The organism is Microbacterium sp. OR21, assembly GCF_047306785.1.
Taxonomy (GTDB): Bacteria; Actinomycetota; Actinomycetes; order Actinomycetales; family Microbacteriaceae; genus Microbacterium; species Microbacterium esteraromaticum_E.
In genome coordinates this window covers 478,206-501,187 of sequence record NZ_JAZEXJ010000002.1, presented here as the reverse complement: position 1 = coordinate 501,187, position 22,982 = coordinate 478,206, and the positions used below count along the sequence as shown (strand labels likewise).

Annotated in this window: 21 protein-coding genes; 12 read left to right on the top strand and 9 right to left on the bottom strand. The window is 71.5% G+C overall.

What is annotated here, in order from left to right; all coding sequences use genetic code 11:
- Positions 1 to 88: 88 nt before the first annotated feature.
- Together V2S04_RS06880 and V2S04_RS06875 are read right to left on the bottom strand one after the other, a co-directional pair.
- A complete protein-coding gene (locus V2S04_RS06880) occupies positions 89 to 2,251 on the bottom strand; it encodes a YhgE/Pip family protein (RefSeq protein WP_413637750.1) in 2,163 nt (720 codons plus the stop codon).
- The gene (locus V2S04_RS06875; protein ID WP_413637749.1) at positions 2,248 to 5,061 is read right to left on the bottom strand and encodes an efflux RND transporter permease subunit; all 2,814 of its coding nucleotides are present in this window, start codon (positions 5,059 to 5,061) and stop codon (positions 2,248 to 2,250) included. The genes V2S04_RS06880 and V2S04_RS06875 overlap by 4 nt, the downstream gene beginning before the upstream one ends.
- A 103-nt stretch (positions 5,062 to 5,164) precedes the next feature.
- On the opposite strand from V2S04_RS06875, the gene V2S04_RS06870 reads away from it, so the two are divergent.
- Positions 5,165 to 5,776, top strand: a complete 612-nt coding sequence (locus V2S04_RS06870) for a TetR/AcrR family transcriptional regulator (RefSeq protein WP_413637748.1) — start codon at positions 5,165 to 5,167, stop codon at positions 5,774 to 5,776.
- A 7-nt stretch (positions 5,777 to 5,783) separates the two neighbouring features.
- Here V2S04_RS06870 and V2S04_RS06865 read toward each other — a convergent pair whose 3' ends face one another.
- Both V2S04_RS06865 and V2S04_RS06860 read right to left on the bottom strand, forming a co-directional pair.
- Positions 5,784 to 6,758, bottom strand: a complete 975-nt coding sequence (locus tag V2S04_RS06865; RefSeq protein WP_413637747.1) for an o-succinylbenzoate synthase — start codon at positions 6,756 to 6,758, stop codon at positions 5,784 to 5,786.
- A gap of 43 nt (positions 6,759 to 6,801) precedes the next feature.
- Positions 6,802 to 7,821, bottom strand: a complete 1,020-nt coding sequence (locus V2S04_RS06860) for a GNAT family N-acetyltransferase (RefSeq protein WP_413637745.1) — start codon at positions 7,819 to 7,821, stop codon at positions 6,802 to 6,804.
- Positions 7,822 to 7,898: 77 nt separating this feature from the next.
- Between V2S04_RS06860 and V2S04_RS06855 the strand changes: the two genes are divergently transcribed.
- On the top strand, positions 7,899 to 8,234 hold the full coding sequence (locus tag V2S04_RS06855; RefSeq protein ID WP_413637744.1) for a PadR family transcriptional regulator: 336 nt from the start codon (positions 7,899 to 7,901) through the stop codon (positions 8,232 to 8,234).
- Position 8,235: 1 nt separating this feature from the next.
- Complete coding sequence (locus V2S04_RS06850) at positions 8,236 to 9,192, top strand: permease prefix domain 1-containing protein (RefSeq protein ID WP_413637743.1); 957 nt, start codon at positions 8,236 to 8,238, stop codon at positions 9,190 to 9,192.
- 22 nt (positions 9,193 to 9,214) lie between these two features.
- Here the strand turns inward: V2S04_RS06850 and V2S04_RS06845 are convergent, their stop codons facing one another.
- Entirely contained in the window at positions 9,215 to 9,913 is a 699-nt protein-coding gene (locus V2S04_RS06845) for a peptidylprolyl isomerase (protein WP_340087338.1), read from the bottom strand.
- A 61-nt stretch (positions 9,914 to 9,974) separates the two neighbouring features.
- Between V2S04_RS06845 and V2S04_RS06840 the strand changes: the two genes are divergently transcribed.
- The 9 genes from V2S04_RS06840 (at position 9,975) to V2S04_RS06800 (ending at position 18,378) form a co-directional block, all read left to right on the top strand.
- Positions 9,975 to 10,886, top strand: coding sequence for a 1,4-dihydroxy-2-naphthoyl-CoA synthase (locus V2S04_RS06840; RefSeq protein WP_413637742.1), 912 nt, complete (start codon positions 9,975 to 9,977; stop codon positions 10,884 to 10,886).
- A 140-nt stretch (positions 10,887 to 11,026) separates the two neighbouring features.
- Complete coding sequence (locus V2S04_RS06835; protein ID WP_413637741.1) at positions 11,027 to 12,142, top strand: AMP-binding protein; 1,116 nt, start codon at positions 11,027 to 11,029, stop codon at positions 12,140 to 12,142.
- A gap of 25 nt (positions 12,143 to 12,167) precedes the next feature.
- On the top strand, positions 12,168 to 12,959 hold the full coding sequence (locus V2S04_RS06830) for a methyltransferase domain-containing protein (RefSeq protein ID WP_413637740.1): 792 nt from the start codon (positions 12,168 to 12,170) through the stop codon (positions 12,957 to 12,959).
- Positions 12,960 to 13,019: 60 nt separating this feature from the next.
- Entirely contained in the window at positions 13,020 to 14,234 is a 1,215-nt protein-coding gene (locus tag V2S04_RS06825) for a histidine kinase (protein WP_413637738.1), read from the top strand.
- Positions 14,235 to 14,263: 29 nt separating this feature from the next.
- Complete coding sequence (locus tag V2S04_RS06820; RefSeq protein WP_413637737.1) at positions 14,264 to 14,899, top strand: response regulator; 636 nt, start codon at positions 14,264 to 14,266, stop codon at positions 14,897 to 14,899.
- A gap of 103 nt (positions 14,900 to 15,002) precedes the next feature.
- A complete protein-coding gene (locus V2S04_RS06815) occupies positions 15,003 to 15,764 on the top strand; it encodes an ABC transporter ATP-binding protein (RefSeq protein WP_413637736.1) in 762 nt (253 codons plus the stop codon).
- The gene (locus V2S04_RS06810; protein ID WP_413637735.1) at positions 15,761 to 17,227 is read left to right on the top strand and encodes an FtsX-like permease family protein; all 1,467 of its coding nucleotides are present in this window, start codon (positions 15,761 to 15,763) and stop codon (positions 17,225 to 17,227) included. Before V2S04_RS06815 ends, V2S04_RS06810 begins: the two co-directional genes overlap by 4 nt.
- A gap of 40 nt (positions 17,228 to 17,267) precedes the next feature.
- On the top strand, positions 17,268 to 17,948 hold the full coding sequence (locus tag V2S04_RS06805) for a 2-phosphosulfolactate phosphatase (protein ID WP_413637734.1): 681 nt from the start codon (positions 17,268 to 17,270) through the stop codon (positions 17,946 to 17,948).
- A 55-nt stretch (positions 17,949 to 18,003) separates the two neighbouring features.
- Complete coding sequence (locus V2S04_RS06800; RefSeq protein ID WP_413637733.1) at positions 18,004 to 18,378, top strand: DUF3054 domain-containing protein; 375 nt, start codon at positions 18,004 to 18,006, stop codon at positions 18,376 to 18,378.
- A gap of 21 nt (positions 18,379 to 18,399) precedes the next feature.
- Here the strand turns inward: V2S04_RS06800 and V2S04_RS06795 are convergent, their stop codons facing one another.
- The 4 genes from V2S04_RS06795 to V2S04_RS06780 form a co-directional block, all read right to left on the bottom strand.
- Positions 18,400 to 18,888: a SprT-like domain-containing protein gene (locus V2S04_RS06795; protein WP_413637732.1), complete on the bottom strand. Its 489-nt coding sequence runs from the start codon at positions 18,886 to 18,888 to the stop codon at positions 18,400 to 18,402.
- A gap of 43 nt (positions 18,889 to 18,931) precedes the next feature.
- Positions 18,932 to 19,459 carry a hypothetical protein gene (locus tag V2S04_RS06790; RefSeq protein WP_413637730.1) on the bottom strand — a complete coding sequence of 176 codons (528 nt, stop codon included), beginning with the start codon at positions 19,457 to 19,459 and terminating at the stop codon, positions 18,932 to 18,934.
- A 93-nt stretch (positions 19,460 to 19,552) separates the two neighbouring features.
- On the bottom strand, positions 19,553 to 20,917 hold the full coding sequence (locus V2S04_RS06785) for an APC family permease (RefSeq protein ID WP_413637729.1): 1,365 nt from the start codon (positions 20,915 to 20,917) through the stop codon (positions 19,553 to 19,555).
- Between the two features lie 257 nt (positions 20,918 to 21,174).
- The gene (locus V2S04_RS06780; protein ID WP_413637728.1) at positions 21,175 to 22,902 is read right to left on the bottom strand and encodes an ABC transporter substrate-binding protein; all 1,728 of its coding nucleotides are present in this window, start codon (positions 22,900 to 22,902) and stop codon (positions 21,175 to 21,177) included.
- Positions 22,903 to 22,982: the final 80 nt, after the last annotated feature.

The window sequence follows — 22,982 nt, the reverse complement described above, 5'->3', positions numbered from 1 at the left end:
ACGCGAGGGTAGGACGAGAATCCGTGGATCCGTCCTACCCTCGTCTGTTCGCCTGCGCCCGGTGAGCCGGGCCGCAGAACCCCGGATGCTATGCCGCGGCCAGCACGGCCTTCGCCGAGGTCGTGCGCCGGGTGGCGACCGCCACGGTCGCGGCCGCCAGAGACAGCACGGCCCACACGACGAGCCCCGCGAAGGCCGCACCGTTCGGCTCGATCAGTCCACTCAGGGCCGGCGCGGTCGGCATCGCCGCTCCCAGGCCGGCGAGCCATCCCGGCACAGTCGAGATCAGGCTCGTCGCGAACGCCAGCACCCCGACCAGGGCGCTGACCCAGCGGCCGATGCCGCCCAGCACGGCCACCAGAGCCTGGTTGATCGCGGCGAACGCGATGCCCGCCACCACAGCGAACCCGGCGAAGCCCCACCACGTCGCGGCGTCGTAGCTCTCCACGAGCTGAACCACGAGCGCGAGCAGCAGACCCTGGGCGGCGCCGATCGCAGCCGCCGGCCAGAAGCCGCGCAGCACCATGCCGATCGACGACCGGCGCGAGGTGAGCGTGCTGCCGGGCACCGCCCGCAGCACGACGAACGAGGCCAGCGCGCCGAACCACAGCACCACCGCCGACAGCAGCGGGATCGTGGTCGGGCCGAAAAGGTCGTCGGTGTCGGACGTCGAGGTGACCGGGTCGGCGATCACCGACGCCAACGAGGTCGTCTCCTCGTCGTCGAACGACGGCAGCGAGGTCGACGCGGTGTGCAGTCCGTCGGCGAGGTCGCCGGTTCCGGATGCCAGTTCGCCGAGCCCGTCCGCGAGCTCGCCCGCGCCGTCGCCGAGGGCCGTAATACCGTCGCCGAGCTGCGATGCGCCGTCGGCGATGCCTGAGGCGCCCGTGGCGAGACCGGTGGCGCCGTCGCCGAGCTTCGCCGCTCCCGTGCCGATCTCGGCCACGCCGCCACCGAGTTCGCGGGCGCCGTCCGCCGACTGCTCGATGCCGTCGGCGATCTGGCCCACGCCGCCGCCGAGCTGCAGCGCCGACTCCCCGGCGGTCTTCAGCGGAGCGGCCAGCTGCTGCGGAAGGCCCTTCACGTTCTCGCCGACGGAGGCCATGATCCCATCGACCGTGCCCGCGTCGGTGGCGGTCTGCTTCGCCGCCCCGACCGCGCTCGTGGCAGAGCCTGCGGCGTCGGCGAGACGTGCGCAGAAGTCCGCACCCGATACAGCCGGGTCGCACTCGGCAGCCAGGCTGCCCAGAGTCTGCGCCACGCCGCCGATCTTCGTCGCGGCGTCGACCGACGACGCCGCCGCAGCGCCCGCGTTGCTCGCGACGAGCTGCAGCGTCTGCACGAGCGTGTTGATCTCGCTGTCGGGTGCGGTGATCGCCGCAGCCCCGCCGACCAGACCGTTGCCGAGCTGCGTCGCGCCGGCACCGGCCTCACGTGTCTTGGACGCGATGACGTCGAGCCCGGTGCCCAGCGACACGGCACCGCTGGCGGCCTGGTTCGCCCCGCCGGCCAGGGCCGACGCCCCGCTGCCGAGCTGCGTCGCGCCATCGGCGAGCTGGCCGGAGCCGTCGGCGAGCTTGTTCGCCCCGTCCGCCAGCTGCGCCGCGCCGCCGGGGATCTCCGCCGCGCCGTCCGCGGCGGAACGGGCGCCGTCGGCGAGCTGATCGGCGCCGTCTGCGGCGTCGCCGATCTGGTCGCCGATGGTCGTGAAGCCGATCAGCACGTTTCCGACCGTCGCCTCGCTCAGCATGGTGCCCAGGGTCGATGCGGCGACCGACGCGATCTGCTGGCTGATCAGCCCGTCTGCCACTCGTCCGTCAGGCGGGGTCGTCACGCTGATCTCGGCCTGCTCGGCAGAACCCTCACCGTCCTGCAGCACGACACCGGCGGAGGTGGCGTCCTTCGAGAACGACTTCGGGATCGTCACGATCGCCTGGTACCGGCCGTCGGCCATGCCCTCGGCGGCGTCGTCCTCGTTCGAGATCACCCAGGTGAGGTTAGAGTCGAGCTCGTCCGAGCCCTCGACGAGACCCGCGGCGAGCTGGCGGCCGAGGGGAGTGTACTGTCCGTCGATCGTGACCGGCTTGTCGAGGTTGACCACCGCGGCGGTCATCTCCTCGAGCCGGTCGGTCGGGTTCTGCAGCGCGCCGACGAGGATGCCGCCGATCATCGCGGGCAGCAGCAGCACCCCGATGAGCGTCAGCCAGGTGATCGGCCGCCGCGAGCGGGCGCGTTCGATAGGAAGACTCATGCGTTCACCTCGGTCGAGTCGGAGGGATCGGTGCGTCGAGACCCCGGGCTGTCGTCGACACCTCGCGCTGCAGACGTCGACAGGGCGGGGTCTCGACGAGAAGACGGGGTCTCGGCGGAAGCGGGGGAGAGGGAGAGATCAGAGACGGATGCCAGAGGGCGGCCGGCATCGGCGAGCAGGCGCTGCGCGGCATCCGGGTCGGTCGTGGTGCAGACGACGGCGAGGCTGTCGCCGGCGTCGCGCAGGCGGGCAGCCAGCTGATCGCGGGCGGATGCCGACATGCGCTCGACGCCGTCGAGGATCACCAGCGTCGTCCGGCCGCGCAGCGCCTCGCGGAGCTGCGTCACGGCATCCGGCTCGTCGAGCAGTGCGACGCCGACGTGCGCGCGCACCCACGCCGCGCGCCCGGGCAGCAGGTGCCCCGTGACGCGCAGCTTTCCGGCATCCGGCTTCACGCGTCCGGCGAGCACGAGAGCCAACGTGCGCAGGGCGCGCGGCGTGCCGCCGGTGACGACCAGCGCTTCTCCCGGCGCGAGCCGCAGATGCGCGCCGGCGATGCCCGCGGCCTCGACGATCAGGTCGTCGGCCGCGACGACGCTGTCGTCGCCGGGCCAGGCGTCGAGTGCCCGCTCGCGCTCGACGGCCTCGCCCTCGATGTCGACGTGCGGCAGGATGCGCTGCATCCACCGGGGGATGCTCCACGCGCGCTCGCCGAGGATCGCCATCACCGCGGGGATCAGCGTCATCCGCACGAGGAACGCGTCGATCGCGATGCCCGCGGCGAGGCCCAGCGCGATCGGCTTGAGCGACGAGTCGCCCTCGGGCACGAACGCGACGAACACGGCGAACATGATGAGCGCCGCGGCCGTGACCACGCGAGCGGTGCCCGCGAATCCCGAGCGCACCGCCTCGACGGCCTCGGCCCTGCCCGATCCGCGCGCGTGCACGAAGTCCTCACGCATGCGCGAGACGAGGAAGACCTGGTAGTCCATCGCCAGGCCGAACAGCACGCCCATCAGCACGATCGGCATGAAGCTGATGATCGGGCCCGTGCGGGCCACGTGCAGGGCGTCGGCGAACCAGCCCCACTCGAAGACCGCGGCGACCACGCCGAACGCGGCGATGATCGACAGCAGGTATCCGATCGCGGCGGTGACGGGCACCCAGATCGAGCGGAACACGATTGCGAGCAGGATGAGCGACAGCCCGATCACGAAGACGCCGAACGGCAGCAGCGCGGCGCCGAGCTGGTCGGAGATGTCGATCGCGACCGCGGTGAATCCGGTGACCTTGAGGTCGATGCCGTACTCGTCGAGCCATTCGTCGTGATGCGAGCGCAGCTCGCGCACGAGGTCGCTGGTAGCCGGGTCGTCGGGGGCGGTCTCGGGGATGATCTGCACGATGCCCGTGTCGGCGGTCTCGTTCGGCGTGGCCAGGGCGACCTCGCGCACGCCGGGCAGCTTCTCGACCTCGTCGCCGAGATCCTGCATGAGGTTCAGTGGGTCGGTGGAGGTGACGATCGTGCCGGTGAGGATCAGCGGGCCGTTGAACCCGGGGCCGAACTGCTCGGCGGTGAGGTCGTAGCTGACCCGCGCCTCGGAGCCCTTCGGCAGCACGCCCGCGTTCGGCAGAGCGAGGTTGAGGCTGAGCGCCGGGATGGCGACGACGCCGAGCCCGACGACCACTGCGGTGGCCACGATGATCGGGCGCTTCGTGATCGCGTCGACCCAGCGGCGAGAGAACGGGCGCCGGGGCGCGGCATCCGCCTTCTCGGCGGCGCGGCGCGGGCGGCCGGCGACGCGTCCCTTCAGGAAGCCGAGCATCGCCGGAGTGAGGGTGACCGAGATGGCGACGGCGATCGCGACGGCGACCGAGGCGGCGATGCCCATCGTGGTCAGGAACGGGATGCCGGCGAAGCCCAGCCCGATCAGGGCGATCAGCACGGTGATGCCGGCGAACACCACGGCGGAGCCGGCGGTGCCGACGGCGCGCGCGGCGGACTCCTCAGGGTCGATGCCGTCGCGCACCTGGTCCTGGTGCCGGGCGACGATGAACAGCGCGTAGTCGATGCCGACCGCGAGCCCGAGCATGAGGGCGAGCAGGGGAGTGGTCGACGAGACGGTGGCGAATGCGGTGGCGGCGAAGATGCCGGCCATCGAGATGCCGACCCCGAGCACGGCGGTCAGCAGCGGGAGGCCCGCCACGACGAACGAGCGGAAGGTGACGATCAGCACGAGCAGGGCGATGAGCAGGCCGATCGCCTCGGTGATCGTGACGGTGGGGATGGAGGTGGCGAACAGATCGCCGCCCAAGGCGGCCTGCGAGCCGTCCGGCAGCGAGCCCGCGAGGTCGTCGACCTGCTGCCGCAGGTCCTCTTTCACGCTCGCCGGCACATCGGTCGACTGGCCGTCGAACTGCAGGCGCACGATCGCCGCGGTCTTCTCGGCGTTGATCATGCCGGAGATGTTCTCGTCGTAGGGCGAGGTGACCGCGAGCACGCCGTCGAAGCGCTCGAGGCGGTCGACGGTGTCTTCGATGTCGTCGCGGTACGCGGCATCGGTGATGTCGTCGCCGTCGGCGGCCACCACGATGAACTGCGCGTTCGTGCCGCTCACCTGCGGGAAGGTGCGCGAGAGCTGCTCGAGACCCGCCTGCGACTCGGTGCCCGGGATCGAGAAGGTGTTGTCGGTTCCGGCACCGAGCGCGACCGCGCCACCGCCGGCGACGCCCAGCACGATCAGCCAGGCGACGAGCACGCGCCACGGGTGCCGGAACGACCAGCGGCCCAGCGAGGAGAGAAGGGTGGACACACGGCCTCCACGAGAGTTCGATACACGAACGTATTCAGTACGTAGATGTATCGTATGGGCATCGGGATGCCGGATGCTGTGCACCCGATGTGAAGGAGAATCGATGACGGCGACACGCAGCCGTGAGAACACCAGGGCGCGTCTGCTCGAGGCCGCCGAGCAGGTGTTCGCCGAGGTCGGACTCGAGGGCGCCACCGTGGAGGCCGTCTGCGACCGCGCCGGCTTCACCCGCGGCGCGTTCTATTCGAACTTCGAGTCGAAGGACGAGCTGTTCCTCACCCTCGCCGCCTCCGTCGGCGAGGCCCGGCTGCAGGCCGTGCGCGAGCGCGTCTCGGCGCTTGTCGGCGAGAACGCCCTCGACGACTGCGATCCGGCGGATCTCGTGCAGCAGATCATGGACTCCGGCGCCGACGACCGCGTCGGCGTGATGATGATGAGCGAGATCCGCATCCGGGCGCTGCGCGACCCGGCGTTCGGTGCCGCCTATCTGGCTCAGGAGGACGAGATGGTGCGCAGCATCGCCGCCATCATCCAGGAGATCATCGACGCCGGGCAGATCACCCTGCGCATCAGCGCCGACGAGGCGGCACGCCTGCTGATGATCGTCTGGGAGGGGATGACCGTGCGCGGCGCCATCGGCGGTCTCGACTCCGACCGTCTGCGCCGCACGGCGAGCGACGCCCTCGGCCGGATGGTCGAGATGATCCGAGGCTGACGTCCCCTCAGCCGTTCAGCAGCGCGTGGCAGCGCTCAAGCCGCTCGAGCCACCAGGTCCGCCGGTCGGCGGCGGCCTCCAGGCGCGCCAGGGCGGCGGCATCCGGGGTCACCCGGGCAGCCGACACCGAGCCGCTGACCGGGCGGGCGTCGGCGACGTCGTCGGCGAACAGCGAGGCGGTGCCCAGCCCGCAGTCGTACTCGAGCGAGGGCAGGGATGCCGCGAGCGCGGCGCCCTGAGACAGGCCGACGGCGGTGTCGAGAGCGCTCGACACGACCGCAGGCAGGCCGGCCTGCCGGACGATCTCGAGCGCACGCCGGATGCCGCCCAGCGGCTGCGCCTTGATGACGACGAGGTCCGCGGCGCCGGCGCGGGCGACCGCGAGGGGATCGTCGGCCTTGCGCACGCTCTCGTCGGCCGCGATGGGGATGCCCATGTGCTTCACGCGCCTGCGCAGTTCGGCGAGCTCGGCGACGCTCTCGCATGGCTGCTCGGCGTACTCGAGGTCGAACTCGGCCAGCGCATGGATGGCGTGCTCGGCCTCGTCGACGTTCCACCCCGCGTTCGCGTCGATGCGGATGCGCCCCTCGGGCCCCATCCGCTCCCTCACGGCGCGCACGCGCGCGACGTCGTCGGCCAGCACCTGACCGCGTTCGGCGACCTTGACCTTGGCGGTGCGGCATCCGTCGAATCGGGCGAGCACGTCGCCGACCCGGTCGGCTTCGACGGCCGGGACGGTGGCGTTGACCGGGATCCGGTCGCGCAGGGGCGCGGGCTGCTCGACGAAGGCGAAGTCGATGGCGGCGGCGAGCCACGTCGCGGCCTCGGCGTCGGCGTACTCGACGAACGGCGAGAACTCCGCCCACCCCTGCGGCCCCTCGAACAGCAGCGCCTCGCGCACGTCCACCCCGCGGAACCGGGTGGTCATCGGCAGGGCGACCACGCGGGCGGTGGCGAGCAGGTCGGCGAGGGGCGGCGTCATGCGTCCATCATGCCGGTCGGCCTGGGTCGGACGTCAGCCGACATCAGCCGAGGCGCTTCTGCAGCTCGCCGAGGCGGCCGGTGGCCTCGAAGCCGAGGCGGGTGTTGACGGTGAGCATGTGCGCGTTGGACTCGGCGTTGTACGTGTAGATGCGCGGAGTCTCGGGGGAGTGCTGCTGCAGCATCCGCAGATTCTCGAGCTTGACGCGCAGACCGAGCCGGTGGCCGCGGTCGTGGCGGCGGACGAGCGTTCCCCACTGATAGGCGTTGCCGTCGTCGCCGGAGACGACGATCTGCGTATACGCCGCGATGCTGCCGTCGGCATCCAGCGCCACCGTGCCGAACGAGGTGCGGCCCTGGGCGGCCTGCATCGCCTCGTCGGCCCGGTAGTCGTCGACATCGGCGGAACCCGCCTCGATGTCGAGCGCGCCTGTCGGCGCCTCGGTGTCGACGAGGGCGTCGAGTGCCGCCCATTCGGCGAGGTGCTCGTCGGGCACGGGTCCGACCCAGCTGCGGATCTCGTACCCGGTGCACGGGGTCTCGGCGAGCAGCCGGTCGATGACCTCCGCGGCGACAGGCAGCTCCAGGCGGTTCTGCAGATCGCCGAGCGCGAGTGCATAGCCGTGCCGGCGGGCGAACTCGATGCCGGGCTCGCCGCTGCCGTCGGTCGGCGCCGCGGCCGGCCACGCGGTCTCCGCCCGCAGGGTCGTGCGTCCGGCGGAGACCGCATCGGATTCGATGTGGGCGAGGAGGGCCGAGCCGACACCCTGGCGCCGGTGCGCGAGCGGCACGGTGACGCCGACGGCGGCCGAGTGCACGTTGTCCTTGAGTGGCAGCGCGAGCGATCCCGACCCGATCACCGAGCCGTCGCGCAGCGCGACATACGCACGACGATCGGTCGTGGCCGAGGCCTGCTGCATCTCGGCGCGGCTCTCCTCGAGCGTCCAGACCAGCGCGTTCTCGCCCATGTCGGCGCGCTTCGCCTCGGCATAGGCCTGCCACCACAGGTTGTGCTCGACGGTGTCGAAGGGGGCGACGCGGCGGATCTCGAGGGCGGAGGTCATCGCCCCAGACTAGAGGCGTCGTGAATCTGACAATGTGTCATTGACAATGGTGTGCGACACACAATATAGTGACGGACATGGACGAGACGGAGTTCGACGGACACCTGCAGGAGTTGCGGCGCGGCACGATCGTGCTCGCCAGCCTGCAGCTGCTGCGCACGCCTGGGTACGGCTACGGGCTGCTCGAGCAGCTGGCATCCGCCGGCTTCCCGACGGACGCGAACACCCTCTATCCGCTGCTGCGCCGACTCGAGAAGCAGGGCTATCTCGACAGCGAGTGGAACACCGACGAGGCGAGGCCTCGCAAGTTCTACCGCACCTCCGAGGCGGGGGTCCGCCTCGCCACGACGTTGACTCAGGAGGTCGCCGCCATCGCCGCGGCGACCGCCGCGCTCCGCGATGAGGAGAACTGACATGACCGCCACGCTGACCGACCGCTACATCGCCGCCACCGTGCGGAGCCTGCCCGAGAGCCTGCGAGAAGAGGTGGGCGACGAGCTGCGCGCCTCGATCGCGGATGCCGTGGAGGCACGCGCCGAGAACGGCGAGCCGCTCGAGCACGCCGAGCGCGCGGTGCTCACCGAGCTGGGCGATCCCGGGATCCTCGCCGCCGGGTACGCGGATCGCCCGCTGCATCTGATCGGACCGAAGTACTTCCTCACCTGGTGGCGTCTGCTGAAGATCCTGCTCGTGGTCGTGCCGGCCTGCGCCGCCGGCGGGGTCGCGATCGCTCAGGCGCTGACCGGCGCGGGCATCGGCGAGATCATCGGCGAGGTCATCATCGTGGTGCTCTCGGTCATCGTGCACGTGACGTTCTGGACCACGCTGGTGTTCTTCGTGCTCGAGCGCACCGGAGCCGACACGGGCGCCAGGTGGAGCGTCGACCAGCTGCCCGAAGAGGTGCAGCACGGAACCGGCCGCGCCGACCTCATCGCCTCGCTCGTCCTGCTCGCGCTGTTCGCGGGCGCGGTGCTGTGGGATCAGCTGCGCGGCTGGACGCCGTCCGACGGCGCACCGCTGTCGATCCTGAACCCGGGGCTGTGGCCGTGGGGCATCGGAGCGCTGATGGTGCTGCTGGCCGCCGAGGCCGCGCTCGCGCTCGCCGTGTTCGCTCGCGGGCACTGGACGATGACCCTCGCGTGGATCAACGCCGCTGTCGCGGTCTGCGTGATGAGCCTGGGGCTCACCGCGCTCGGGCTCGGCGCGCTGTTCAATCCCCGGTTCGTCGAGGAGGTGTTCCTCGCGAAGGGCGTGGGCCAGGACGCGGTCACCGTGCTGGCGGTGCTCAGCGGTCTCGCGATCATCGCGATCGCGGTTGGCGACATGGCCGACGGCTGGCGCAAGGCCGCCCGCGCCCGCCTCGCAGCCTGAGGGAGCCAGTCGGGCGCCCGCGTCAGCCCTTCGTGACGCTCTCGATCATGACCGGGGTCTTCGGGGCGCCGTCGGGGCCACCGCTCTCGGTGCCGGCCGCGGCCACATCGGCGACGATCGCGGTGGAGGCCTCGTCGAGGTGTCCGAACACGGTGTAGCTGGGCGGCAGCTGGCTGTCGGCGTAGACGACGAAGAACTGCGAGCCGTTCGTGTCGGGCCCGGCGTTCGCCATCGCGAGCGTGCCCGCCTCATAGGTCTCTGAGCCGTCGAGCTCGTCGGCGAACGAGTACCCGGGGCCGCCCGATCCGGTGGCGCTCGGGTCACCGCACTGCAGCACGAAGATGCCGTCGGTGGTGAGGCGGTGGCAGGTGGTGCCGTCGAAGTAGCCCTGCTCGGCGAGCGAGAGGAAGCTGTTCACGGTGCACGGCGTCTTCTCCGCGTCGAGCGTGACCTTCAGGTCGCCCACGCCGGTGCTGATCGTCGCGGGCACCTCGCCGGTCTCGGTGGGCTCGGTGGCCGGCGCGTCCACGTTCTTCTCCGACGGGCGGCCGTCCTCCGGGTAGGAGCAGGTTCCGGATGCCTCGGTCGCCGTCGACGACGGTGCGGGAGCCGATGAGCCCGGGTCTGCAGCATCCGGGTTCGACGCGCAGCCCGACAGGGCGAGCGCGGCGGCGGCGGTGAGGACGAGCACGGAACGGCGGAGGCGAGTTGTGAGAAGCACGCCACGATCGTACGCGAGCAGGATCGTCGGACAAGGCCGAAGCGCGCATAGGCTGAGAGCCGTGACCGCCGACTTCGTCTCCGACATCTTCGACCCGTCCGAGTGGCAGCTCGCTCCCGGAGCCGAGGACTACACCGACATCACCGCACACGTGTCGCGCGACGGGGGCGTCGCGCGCATCGCGTTCGATCGGCCCGAGGTGCGCAACGCGTTCCGCCCGCACACGGTCGACGAGCTGTATCGTGCGCTCGACATCGCGCGCCAGGATCCGCGGATCGGCGCCGTGCTGCTCACGGGCAACGGCCCGAGCCCGAAGGACGGCGGCTGGGCGTTCTGCTCGGGCGGCGACCAGCGCATCCGCGGTCGCGACGGCTACAAGTACTCCGACGACGAGGCGGCCGTGCACGACACGGCGCGGGCGGGGCGGCTGCACATCCTCGAGGTGCAGCGACTGATCCGGTTCATGCCCAAGGTCGTCATCGCCGTCGTGCCCGGCTGGGCCGCGGGCGGCGGGCACTCGCTGCACGTCGTGTGCGACCTGACGATCGCGAGCGCCGAGCACGGCAGGTTCAAGCAGACGGACGCCGATGTGGGCAGCTTCGACGCGGGCTACGGCTCGGCGTACATGGCGCGGCAGACCGGGCAGAAGATCGCTCGCGAGGTGTTCTTCCTCGCCGAGGAGTACTCCGCGCAGCGCGCCTACGAGATGGGTGCGGTGAACCGCGTCGTGCCGCACGCCGAACTCGAGCGGGAGGCGCTGGCGATGGCCCGGACGATTCTGACGAAGTCGCCGACGGCCATCCGGATGCTGAAGTTCGCCTTCAACGCCGTCGACGACGGGCTCGTCGGCCAGCAGGTGTTCGCGGGCGAGGCGACCCGCCTCGCCTACGGCACCGACGAGGCCGTCGAGGGCCGCGATTCGTTCCTGCAGAAGCGCGACCCCGACTGGTCGCCCTTCCCGTACCACTTCTGATCGATGTCGTCCGCTCTGCAGCTCAGGTCGCGATTCGTCCCGGTATTCGCGGGTCTTTCCGGGACGAATCGCGACCTGAGGGCGGGTACGCCTCGCGGTTCGGCACGAATCGCGACCCGAAGCATCGGGGAGGTGAGGTCGTGAGGCTGCATCCGGTCGACGGCGGCGACCCGCGCGCGGTGCGGGATGCCCTGCCGGCCGCGCTCGACGGAGCGGGCCCCCTGGCGCTCGGCTTCGAGCCCTCGGCGGAGGATGTGGTGCCCGAGGGCACCGCGGTGGTCATCGCCACCTCCGGGTCCAGCGGCATCCCCAAGCGCGTCGTGCTCAGCGCCGCCGCGCTGCGGGCCAGCGCCGCGGCGACCGCCGCGCGGATCGGATCGGGGCAGTGGATGCTCGCCCTGCCCGCCGCGTACATCGCCGGCGTGCAGGTGCTCGGGCGCTCGCTGCTCGCGGGCATCGACCCGGTGCTGCTCGAGGGCCGTCTCACCCCGGATGCCTTCGTGCGCGCGACCGCGACGCTGCGTGACGGCGTCGACCGGTTCACCTCGTTCGTGCCGGCGCAGCTCGCGACTCTGCTGGACGCCGCGGACGAGCAGCCGGGCGTGCGCGCCGCGCTTGCGTCGTACCGAGCTATCCTCGTCGGCGGACAGGCGCTGCCCGAGCGGCTGCGCGTCCGCGCCGACGCCGCGCGGGCGCGGATCGTGCGCACCTACGGCTCCAGCGAGACGGCGGGCGGGTGCGTCTACGACGGGCGACCGCTCGACGGCGTCGGGCTCGCCGAGGTCGAGGGAGAGGTGCGCATCAGCGGACCGATGCTCGCCGACGGGTACCTCGGCGAGGACGAGCGCACGGCCCAGGTGTTCGTGACCGGTCCAGACGGCGCGCGCTGGTACCGCACCGGCGACGCCGGCACCATCACGCCCGCAGGTCGTCTCGCCGTCACCGGGCGGATCGACAACGTGATCGTGTCGGGCGGCATCAACGTGTCGCTCGACCGGGTGGAGCGGGTCGTGCGCGGCATCCCGGGGCTGGAGCAGGCGGTCGTGGTCGGCGTGCCCGATGAGCGCTGGGGCGAGGCATCCGTCGTCTTCGCCGACGTGCCCCACGGAGAGCAGCTGCTCCAGGCCGCCCGCGCCCGCGTCGAAGCCGAGATCGGCCGGCATGCCCGGCCGGCGCAGCTGCGCGCCGAGCGGGTTCCGACGCTGGCATCCGGCAAACCCGACCGTGAGGCTCTGCGTCGCCTCGCCAGCGACTGAGCCACCGCTGCGGCAGACTGGCCGCATGGCCGTCTACACGCACGGGCACCACGATTCGGTGCTGCGCTCGCACAACAACCGCACCGTTGCGAACTCCGCCGCCTACCTCGCGGGGCACCTGACACCGGATGCGCATCTGCTCGACGTGGGAGCGGGCCCCGGCACCATCACCCTCGACTTCGCCGAACGGGTGCGCCGGGTCACGGCGACCGAGATCTCCGACGACGCCCTCGGCCTCTCGCGGGCGCTGGCCACCGAGCGCGGGGCGACGAACGTCGACTTCTCCGTCGAAGACGTGCATGCGCTGAGCTTCGCCGACGACACCTTCGACGTCGTGCATGCCCACCAGGTGCTGCAGCACGTCGGCGACCCGGTGCAGGCGCTGCGCGAGATGCGCAGGGTCACCAGGCCGGGCGGCCTCGTCGCCGCCCGTGACGCCGACTATGCGGGGTTCATCTGGTTCCCGCTGCTGCCCGAGCTCGAGGAGTGGCTGCGCCTGTACCGCGAGGCGGCGCGGCGCAACGGCGGCGAGCCGGATGCGGGGCGCCGCCTGCTCGCCTGGGCACGCGCCGCCGGGTTCACCGACGTCACCGCCACCGCATCGACCTGGTGCTACGCGACGCCGGAGGAGCGAGCGTGGTGGGGCGGGATGTGGGCCGACCGCATCCTGCAGTCCGCGCTCTCGACACAGCTCGAACGCGACGGGCTCGCCGATCGGGCGCAGCTGCGGCAGATCAGCGACGCCTGGCGCGCCTGGGCATCCGACGGCGACGGCTGGTATCTCGTCCCGCACGGCGAGATCCTCTGCCGAGCCTGATCCGGCGGATACATCTCGAGGCGGACGCGGGGTGCGCACGGGCTCCCGTAGCGTGAAGGGGTGATCCGCCGCATCTCCGCTCCCTGGCTCGTGCTCGACATCGTCGGGGCGATCGTGGGGCTGCTGATCACCGTTCCCCTGTCGCTGACCTTCAGCGGCGGGCAGCTGAGCTTCTGGCTGCCCGATCCGCCCTCGGCCGTCATGCTCGTCGCGGTCTCGATGCTGCTCTGGGGGGCGGCCGCGATCAGCCGGCTCTCGCCGCCGATCGCGCTGGTGGTCGCCTGGACGGGCGCGCTGCTGCAGATGGCCGCGGGCCTGCCGCCGCTTCCGCTCGATCTCGCCATCTTCGTGGTGCTGTTCGCCGCCGCCGCCTGGGGCACGAAGCGCATGATGTGGATCGGCGGCGCCTCCGCCGTCGGCGGCGGCCTCATCGCCGGCGTCTACATCGGCGTGCTCCAGTACGACTTCACGGCCGCGGTGACCGCGCCCTCACCGATCGAGATGCGGCTCGTGCTGCTGAGCATCACGATGGGGCTGACGATCGTGCTCTCGCTCGCCATGGCCTGGGGCGCCGGGCTGCTCTGGCGGCTGGTGCGCCAGAGCCGCGCGAACCGCGAGGCGCAGCTGCGTGCCGAGACCGCGGCGGCCGAAGAGCAGGAGCGCGTGCGCATCGCCCGCGACATGCACGACATCGTCGCGCACTCGCTCGCCGTGGTGATCGCGCAGTCCGACGGCGCACGCTACGCCGCGGCCGCCCGACCCGAGCTCGCGCAGGAGGCGCTGACCACGATCGCGCAGACCGCGCGCTCCGCGCTGTCGGATGTGCGGATGCTGCTGACCCAGCTGCGCCACCGGCAGGGCGACGGCCCCCAGCCCACACTCGCCGATCTGGAGACGCTGTTCGCCCAGGTGCGTCAGGCGCGCGTCGAGCCGCGGGTGTCGGTGGATCCGATGCCGCAGGCCGAACCGCCCGGCGCCGTGCAGCTGGCGGTCTACCGGATCCTGCAGGAGGCGCTCACCAACGCCATCCGGCACGGCGAGGGCGACGTCGACGTGCGTCTGTCGTGGTGGACCGATCGGGTCGACCTTCTCGTGCACAACCGGATCCCCGCCGCGTCCACGGCCGCGGACGCGTCGACGAGTGCGCACGGCGGCCACGGCCTCATCGGAATGCGCGAGCGCGCTCAGCTGATGGGCGGAACGCTCACGGTGCAACATGACCCGAGCCGCTTCACCGTGCGCGCTACGCTTCCGATCGGCCCCTCGGCGAACTGAGCGGGCCCCAGACGACCAGGAGGTCACGGATGATCAGGGTCGTGCTCGTCGACGACCAGGCGCTGTTCCGCGCGGGTGTGCGGATGCTCGTCTCGTCGCAGCCCGACATGGATGTGGTCGGCGAAGCGGGAGACGGCAGCGAGGCGCTCGAGGTGATCGGACGCACCCGCCCCGACGTGGTGCTGATGGACATCCGGATGCCCGTCATGGACGGCCTGACCGCGACCGCCCAGGTGCTCACCCAGCCCGACCCGCCGCGCATCGTCATGCTCACGACCTTCGACCTCGACGAGGCCGCGGCCCGGGCGATCCAGCAGGGCGCCAGTGGATTCCTGCTGAAGGACGCCGATCCCGAGTTCCTGCTCGCCGCGATCCGGACGGTCGATTCCGGGTCGAGTGTGATCGCGGCATCCGCCACCCGCGAGCTGTTCGCGCACTTCACCACCGAGACCAAGCCCGTGCCGGCCGAGTACGCCGACCTCACCGACCGCGAGCGGGAGATCTTCGCGCTCGCCGCACGCGGACTGTCGAACTCCGAGATCGCGGCGCGCGAGTATCTCAGCGAGGCGACCGTGAAGACCCACATCAGCCGCATCCTGAACAAGCTGCGCCTGCGCGACCGCGTGCAGCTGGTCGTCTTCGCCTTCGAGCACGGCCTGGCCTGACCGCCATACTCCCGCGGGCGCGCAGGGATCATCCCTGCGATGTACGCGGATGCCATCGTCGGGCCGATGTGCCCGCCGGGGCGGCGGAAATAGCGTCGAGGGCATGGAGATCACGACCTCGGACCTCGGCCTCGCCGCACGCGTCCAGCACCTCACCAAGACCTACGGGGCCGGCGCCGCCGGCGTCCGCGCCCTCGACGACGTCAGCGTCGGCATCCGCCGCGGCCAGTTCACCGCCATCATGGGCCCCTCCGGCTCGGGCAAGTCCACGCTCATGCACATCATGGCCGGCCTCGACGCCCCCACCGAGGGGCGAGCCTGGATCGGCGACACCGAGATCACCGGTCTCGGCGACCTCGAGATGACGATCCTGCGCCGGCGCCGCGTGGGCTTCATCTTCCAGGCGTTCAACCTCGTGTCCACGCTCGACGCGCTGGGCAACATCCTGCTGCCGTTCGAACTCGACGGCCGGCAGCCGACGGCGCTCGAGCGCGCGCGCATCGACTCGCTCGTCGAGCGCCTCGGCCTGGCATCCCGGCTCGCCCACCGCCCGCACGAGCTCTCCGGCGGGCAGCAGCAGCGCGTCGCGATCGCCCGCGCGCTGGCCACCGCGCCCGACCTCGTCTTCGCCGACGAGCCGACCGGCAACCTCGACTCCCGCAGCGGCCGCGAGGTGCTCGCGCTGCTCGCCGGCGCCAGCCGCGACCACGGCCAGTCGATCGCGATGGTCACGCACGACGCGATCGCGGCGAGCCACGCCGACCGCGTGCTGTTCCTCGGCGACGGCCGGATCACCGCCGATCACCCGAAGCAGAGCGCCGAGCAGATCGCCGCGCACATGCTCGCCGCGGAGGTGGCGGCGTGAGCGCCGTCGCGGCCGTATCGGGGATCTCGCCCGCTCGCGCTCGCGCCGGCCGTCTGCACTGGCTGCGCGAGCGGGGGATGGGCGCCAGCGTGCTCGTCTCGGCGCTCGCCGCCGCGTTCGGGGTGATCCTCGTCGAGGTCACCGCCTACGTCGGGGCCGTGCTGCAGGCCGACCCGTTCATCGGCGACAGCGAGACGCTGGCCGTGGTGGTCATGATCCTGTCGGTGCTGCTCGTCGCGGTAGCGATGTACGTCGCGGCGATCGTCACCGCGAACACCTTCTCGACCATCATCGCCGGGCGCACCCGGCGCATCGCGCTGCTGCGTCTGATCGGCGCATCAGCGCGCTCGCAGCGGGCGGAGGTCACCGGCCAGGGGTTCGTGGTCGGTCTGATCGGGGCGGGCATCGGGCTCGCCTCGGGTGTGGGCTTCGCGGCGCTCGGGGTGATGATCGGAGATTCCCTGCTCGGTGTTGGCGCGCGAGACTTCACCGTGGCGCAGCCGGGCGTGCTGTTCCCCGTCGTCGGGGTCGCGCTGACGACGTGGCTCGCCGCGTGGATCGGCTCGCGACGGGTGCTGACGGTCACGCCGCTGCAGGCGCTGGGCGGCTCGGTCGAGCGCACCCACGACGACGAGGCGGGGCGCCGCGGCAAGCATGTCGGCGCTCTCGTGCTGATCGTCGTGGGGGTCGCGCTGCTCGCCGCGGGCGTGGTGCTCGGACTGATCACTCCGCTGGGCGTGGTCGTGGCGTTCTTCGGCGGGCTGTTCTCGTTCACGGGTCTGGCCACCGCGTCGCCGCTGTTCATGCCGCCCGTCCTGCGCCTGGTCGGGCGGCTCTTCGGCCGCGGCGCGACCGCGCGCCTCGCGGCCGAGAACGCCCTGCGCCACCCCGAGCGCTCGAGCCGCATGGCGATCGGCGTGGTGATGGGTGTGGCGCTGGTGACGATGTTCGCCGTCGCTCTCGAATCGGTCAAGGCGCTGATGATGCGCCAGAGCGAGGGGGAGTTCGTCGACGGATTCTTCGCCCCGATGGACGCGTTCGCGAGCATCATGATGGTGCTGGTGGCGGTGTCGGCCGTCATCGCCGCGGTCGGCCTGGTCAACCTGCTGACCATCGGCGTGGTGCAGCGCCGCCGCGAGCTCGGCCTGCTGCGGGCAATCGGGCTGACCTCGACGCAGGTGCGCCGCATGGTGCTGCTCGAGGCCGTGCACATCACGGTCGCCGCGACACTCACCGGCCTCGTGCTCGGCGTCGCGTACGGCTGGATCGCCGCGCAGTCGCTGCTCGGATCGGTGCCGGTGCTGCCCGACTTCGAGCCCGCCGGACTCGTCTATCCCGCGGTGCCGTGGATCCCGGTGGCCATCATCGTCGTCGCGACCGCGGTGCTCACGGTCGTCGCGGCGGTCACTCCGACGCGCCTGGCCACCCGGGTCGCGCCCGTCGAGGCCCTCGCAGCCGACTGAAGGTGGCGGCGGCCGCAGTGGGGCGGATTAGGGTTGAGAAATGCCCTCGCCGTTCGACCAGTCCTCGTACCAGGTGCGCCTCGAGTGGGGCACGCAGGGGCTCGCCCGGCTCGCTCCCGCTGACGTCGTGATCGTGGTCGACGTGCTGCGCTTCTCGTCCACACTCGCCGACGCCGTGGCGGCCGGTCAGCGCGTCCCGCTCGACTCCGCCGCGGGGTGGTCGACGAACGGCGCGGCGGTCGTCTCAGCCGCGTCGGCTGCATCCGGTCCGGATGCCCGACCCGCGACGGTCCTGGTCGGCGGCGTCCGCAACGCCGCAGCGACCGCCCGCGCGGTGATGACGCTGCAGGAGCGCCAGGGCGCACGCACCTCTGTCTCGATCATCGCCGCCGGCGAGCTCGCGCCCGCCGGCGCGCTGCGCTTCGCGGTCGAGGACCAGCTGGGTGCGGGGGCGATCGTCGACGCGCTGTGCGACCTCGGCATCGATCACTCCTCGCCCGAGGCAGCGGCGGCGGCCGAGGCGTTCCGCGCGCTGCGCCCCGGCCTGCGGCACATGCTCATCGGCAGCGGCTCGGGCCGCGAGCTGGTCGACGGGGTGGCATCCACCGCCCGGATGGAGGCCGCCGGCGTGCGCCCGGCGACCACGGCCGAGGCCGCCGAGCTGAACGCCGTCGACGTCGTACCCGTGCTCGACGACCGTGTGTTCGAGCGCTTCAGCTGATCAGCTCAGCGCGCGGCGCCGGGGCGCGCCCCGCGCGGCGGCATAGGGTCGGAGCATGAGGTACCTCCCCGCGGTCATCGTCGACGCCGTGCTCGTGCTCGTCTTCGCGGTCATCGGCCGCGCCTCGCACGACGAGGATCCACTCGGATTCCTGCTCACGGCGTGGCCGTTCCTCGTCGCGCTCGTCGTCGGACATGCGCTCGCCGCGCTGGTGCCCGCTCGTCCGCGCCGACCGTGGTCGCTGGGCTGGGGTGTGATCGTGTGGGTGGTGACCGTGGCCGGCGGGATGCTGCTGCGGATCGCCACGGGCGACACCGCCGAGACGCCGTTCATCATCGTCGCCGCCTTCGTGCTGGCCGGTCTGCTGCTCGGCTGGCGTCTGATCGCCCTGCTCGTGCGGCGCTATCGCGCCCCGCGCTCGGCGGAGTGAGCGCGCCGCAGCCGCACGAAGTCAGCGGGGCAGCTGCGCGGCGAGCCGGTCGGCCGCGGTGATCTCGCGACGGTGCCACTCGAACAGGAACCGTCGGTCGAACCGTCGCGAGCATTTGGCACACGAGGTCTCCCGAGCCGGGCGGCGGTGCCGATAGGCGACGTGCCCCGCCGGGCATCGCCCGATCCACGGGGCCAGCTCGGTCGCGGTCTCACCCTGGTGGGTGGTGCCGCCGACATAGCCGAGTGAGCGGGAGACGCGCTTCCACGCCGCGCCGTGACCGGCCTCGTGACCGGCGAGGGCGTGCGCGACCTCGTGCAGCAGGGTCTGATGGATCTCGTCGTCGTCGAAGCGGGCCGCGAGGTAGCGCGACACCGAGATGCGCCGGCGCTGATAGTCGCAGAGCCCCGCGCGCCTCTTGGCGTTGTCGAAGGCGAACGACCACGACGAGTCGAGGTGCATGCGGATCAGCGCTTCACCCCAGACGCGGACGCGATTCAGATCGGCCATGTGATCAGAGTAAGACAACCGGCCGACATCCGCGCCGGATCGGTCAGACCAGCACGTCGGCGGCGACGCCGCGCCGCTCGGCCGCCTCGATGGCGCGCAGCGCCTTCTCGAGGTCGGAGTCGTCGGCGCCGGCCGCCCGACGCAGGAACAGCGAGCGCTTGAAGCTCTCCCGCGCCTGCTCGAAATCGTGCGCCTCGTAGGCGTTCTTGCCGTGGTGCTGGTGGGCGAACGCGGCGATGCCGGCCCAGCCCTGCCCTTCGGCCTCGTTCGCGCAGGTGGCGAGCTCCTGCGCCGCCGCGGCGTGGGCTCCGCGGTTCTGCAGCACGGTGCCGTGCAGCACCCTGGCGCGCAGCAGATCCTTGCGGGTGCCCGCCATGCGAGCCAGGCGCACCGTCTCGTCCGCGAGCTCGAGCGCCTCGTCGAGGCGGTCGAGCACCTTCAGCAGCCACACTCGTTCGAGCAGAACGGGCAGGCTGCGCTGGTTCTCGATCTCGGCGAGACGCGTCAGGCACTCCTGCGGATCGACGAGTTCACGAAGGGTGTCGGGGTCGTAACCCTTGATCAAATTCACGACTGATGGCTCCTCTCCGCGACCGTCGTCCCAGTCTGCCTCGCCGATCCGAGAACCGTCAGAGGCGCGCCCTGGATGACGCCTGCCCGAGGTTCAGTGTGCGACCGGCTGGGCGGGCTCGGACTCGCTCAGGTCGAGTTCGGGCGGTGCCTTCCGGAGGAAGCGGGTGGTGACCAGCAGATAGCAGGCTCCGAGGGCTGTCCACGCGAGGCCGACGACGAGAGCGGTTCCGCTCAAGCTCGTCCACAGCCAGACGGTGAGCAGGAAGCCGATGCCGGGCAGTGCACCGTGAATGAGGAGCGCGCGGGTGCCGCGCTCGCGCTGGTCGACGAGGAAGTGCTTGATCACGGAGAGATTGACGATGCTGAACGCCACCAGCGCGCCGAAGCTGATCAGGCTGGAGAGCGTCATCAGATCGAGCATCAGGCCAGCGAGTGAGATGACCGCGACGACGATCACCGCCCCCGCCGGCGTGCGAAATCGCGGGTGGACGAAGGCGAACACGCGGTTCGGCAGCAGGCGGTCGCGACCCATCGCGTACAGGATGCGTGCCACGGTCGCCTGCGATGCCAGCACCGAGGCGAAGCAGCCCGCCACGTACGCGGCGGTGAAGAATGCGCTGAGGAAGGCGCCACCCGCCGTCTGCATGACGTCGAGCGACGCCGCATCGACCGAGGTGTAGCTCTCGAAGTCGGGCATCACGATGTTGGAGACCGCTGAGAGCAGCATGAAAAGAACGCCGCCGCAGAGCGTCACGATGAGGATGGCGCGAGGGATAGTGCGCTCCGGGGTGCGGGTCTCCTCCGCGAGGGTGGAGACCGCGTCGAAGCCGAGGAACGAGAAGCACAGCAGAGCGCTGCCGGACAGGATCAGTGTCAGGTTCGCCTGGTCGTTCAGGAACACGTCTGCGACGCTCGGGACGGCTTCGCCGCTCAGGCCGCTCACCGCCATCACGACGAACATCGCGATGAACACGAACTGCACGGCCAGCAGGGCGAGGTTGACCCGCGACAGCAGCCGGATCCCGATGATGTTCAGCAGAGTGACCAGCACCAGCGCGGCAAGGAAGAAGACCCACATCGGGATCGCGGGGAACGCGGCGTTCAGATAGATGCCGATCACCAGGTAGGTGACCATCGGCAGCAGCAGGTAGTCGAGCAGCAGTGCCCACCCGGCCAGCAGGCCGACGTGCGGGCCGAACGCGCGGCGCGAGAAAGCGTAAGCGGACCCTGCGACCGGGAACCGGCGGACCATCGTGGCGTAGCTGAACGCGGTGAAGAGCATCGCGACGAGGGTGACCGCATAGGCGGCGACGAGGTTGCCACGGGTCAACACATTGGCGATCCCCAGCGTGGTGAACACGGTGAGCGGGATCATGTACGCGAGACCGAAGGTCACCGTCGCCCCCAGGCCCAGGATGCGGCGCAGCGGGGGAGCGGGTACGTCTGAGATCGTCATGGGGAGTCTCCATCGGCTCGGGTTCGGATGCTCGGCCGTGCCGGGAGGGATCCGCGCGCACGCACCGTCCGTGGCCGGAGGGGGTCGATCGAGGGGGCGTCGCGGTCGGGATCGCGGAGGGGGCTCGGGGTTGTGGTGTGGCGACGCTGCTCGTTCGGGTCCGTCTTCGGCTCGGGTTCCACGATTATGCGATGCGCTCGCGTGGTTGCGCATACGTCATCCGACGGATGCCGAGGTCGCTCGGAAGCATCCCGCCGTCACCGTGCGCGCGCTCTCGGCGGCACGAACCGGCGCAGGTCGCCCTTCGGGGCGGGGGAGAGCGCGACCGGCGTGCCGTTCTGCACCTGGTAGATCAGCAGCGCCTGGCCGAGCGACGAGTCCTCGGTCTCGTACGGGTAGCAGAGTGCGGCCTGACCCGGGCCGCCGAGGAAGTACACGCCGTTCAGGCCGCGGCTGATCGTGCTGCGCAGATGCTCGATGGTGCGCTCGGGATCGGCCGAGCGCACGCCCGCCCACGCCCCCGCCAGCAGCATCACCTGGTCGTAGGCGGCGCTCGCCTGCGACCAGCCGGGCGGGTCGCCGTAGCGCAGCGCGAAACGGCGCTGGAACCGCTCGCCCATCGCGTCGTCGTACCGGCCGGTCACGGTCGACCACACGATGCCCTCCGACGAAGCGCCGGCCACCGCCTGGAAGCGCGGGATCGACGCGGCGTACACGTAGTAGACCAGGCCCCGGAATCCGCGTGCGGCGAGCAGGCGCTGCAGCTCGGCCACGTCGGGCAGGAAGTGCGAGATCAGCAGCACGTCCGGGTCGCGGCTCTCGATCTCGCCGGCGATCCGCGCCCACCGAGGAGCGTGCAGCGGGGTGCGGATGGTGTGCTCGAGCTGCCAGCCGGCCTCATCGAGCAGCGCGCGCAGCGTGTCGTCGGCGACGCGGCTCGTGGCGCTGTCGGCCTCGAGCGCGACGACGGAGCGGCCCGGCGGGTTCCACCGGCCTTCGCGCACCAGCTCGCGCAGGAAGGTCGCGAAGCCCAGCCGATAGTACTCCTCCGAGGGGCAGGTCTGGAACATCATGCCGTAGCCCGCCGGGTCGTCGCGCACGAGCGCCACCTGCGACTCGAGTGTGGCGGTGTGCAGGAAGGGACGGCCGTAATCGGCCAGCAGAGCGAGGGCCTCGGGATGCTCGGCGGTGACATAGTTCGTGTGCAGCGCATCGACCGCGGCGGCGGTGAGCCGCTCGATCGCCGCCGTCACCGTGCCGCCGTCGAAGAGATCGACCTCCTCGATGAGGTGCTCGATCTCCCGGCCGTCGATCCCGCCCCGCGCATTGAGCTCGCGCACCGCGATCGACGCGCCGCGCACGAGCTCCAGGCCATCCGAGGCGGCGGCGCCGATGAGCGGAGCGAGCGTGCCGAGCCGGATCGACCGCCGCCGGGTGAACCCCACGGCATCCTCGCTGCGCGGGGCGACCCGCCCCGACAGCGTCACTGCCGCATGATGGATCTCGGCCTGCGCGATAGACACCGAGTCGACCGGTCCGCCCGGCAGCGGCAGCACGATCAGCGACGCGTCGACGGCCACCGCCGCCAGCCCCGCACGGCTGCCCTGATCGAGCTTGACGAGCAGGCGCTCGACCTGGGTCGACACGGTGCGCGGGCGCGTGCCGAGCCGGCCCGCGATCTCTCCGTTGGTCAGACCCAGTGCCACGAGGGTGAGCACCTGCGCCTCGCGCGTCGTGATGCCGCGCGGCAGCGTCGCGGGCGAGACGGTGACCAGGGCGGATGCCGCCTCATCGTCGTCGGCCTCACGGCTCATGGCCACCGCGCACCAGCCGTGCTCGGCCTGCCACAGGAAGCGGGCGCTCTCGCGGCCCGCCACGATGAAGCCGCGCGCCAGCTCGGCGAGCTCGGGGTCGCAGTGGTCATCGGGATCCAGCCCCGAGAGTCGCACCCGGTACTCCTGCACCCGCGGAGAAGTGATCGTCATGAAGGTCGATGATACGTCGAATGACGCATGAGAAACCTCATCCGCTCCCGCTGTACTTGCTCTCACGCAGGCAACCCGGC

Excerpts from the sequence above, each read along its gene's own strand:
- V2S04_RS06880 (WP_413637750.1), bottom strand. The coding sequence starts at position 2,251 with ATGAGTCTTCCTATCGAACGCGCCCGCTCGCGGCGGCCGATCACCTGG.
- V2S04_RS06870 (WP_413637748.1), top strand. The coding sequence starts at position 5,165 with ATGACGGCGACACGCAGCCGTGAGAACACCAGGGCGCGTCTGCTCGAG.
- V2S04_RS06865 (WP_413637747.1), bottom strand. The coding sequence starts at position 6,758 with ATGACGCCGCCCCTCGCCGACCTGCTCGCCACCGCCCGCGTGGTCGCC.
- V2S04_RS06860 (WP_413637745.1), bottom strand. The coding sequence starts at position 7,821 with ATGACCTCCGCCCTCGAGATCCGCCGCGTCGCCCCCTTCGACACCGTC.
- V2S04_RS06855 (WP_413637744.1), top strand. The coding sequence starts at position 7,899 with ATGGACGAGACGGAGTTCGACGGACACCTGCAGGAGTTGCGGCGCGGC.
- V2S04_RS06850 (WP_413637743.1), top strand. The coding sequence starts at position 8,236 with ATGACCGCCACGCTGACCGACCGCTACATCGCCGCCACCGTGCGGAGC.
- V2S04_RS06830 (WP_413637740.1), top strand. The coding sequence starts at position 12,168 with ATGGCCGTCTACACGCACGGGCACCACGATTCGGTGCTGCGCTCGCAC.
- V2S04_RS06820 (WP_413637737.1), top strand. The coding sequence starts at position 14,264 with ATGATCAGGGTCGTGCTCGTCGACGACCAGGCGCTGTTCCGCGCGGGT.
- V2S04_RS06815 (WP_413637736.1), top strand. The coding sequence starts at position 15,003 with ATGGAGATCACGACCTCGGACCTCGGCCTCGCCGCACGCGTCCAGCAC.
- V2S04_RS06805 (WP_413637734.1), top strand. The coding sequence starts at position 17,268 with ATGCCCTCGCCGTTCGACCAGTCCTCGTACCAGGTGCGCCTCGAGTGG.
- V2S04_RS06800 (WP_413637733.1), top strand. The coding sequence starts at position 18,004 with ATGAGGTACCTCCCCGCGGTCATCGTCGACGCCGTGCTCGTGCTCGTC.
- V2S04_RS06795 (WP_413637732.1), bottom strand. The coding sequence starts at position 18,888 with ATGGCCGATCTGAATCGCGTCCGCGTCTGGGGTGAAGCGCTGATCCGC.
- V2S04_RS06785 (WP_413637729.1), bottom strand. The coding sequence starts at position 20,917 with ATGACGATCTCAGACGTACCCGCTCCCCCGCTGCGCCGCATCCTGGGC.
- V2S04_RS06780 (WP_413637728.1), bottom strand. The coding sequence starts at position 22,902 with ATGACGATCACTTCTCCGCGGGTGCAGGAGTACCGGGTGCGACTCTCG.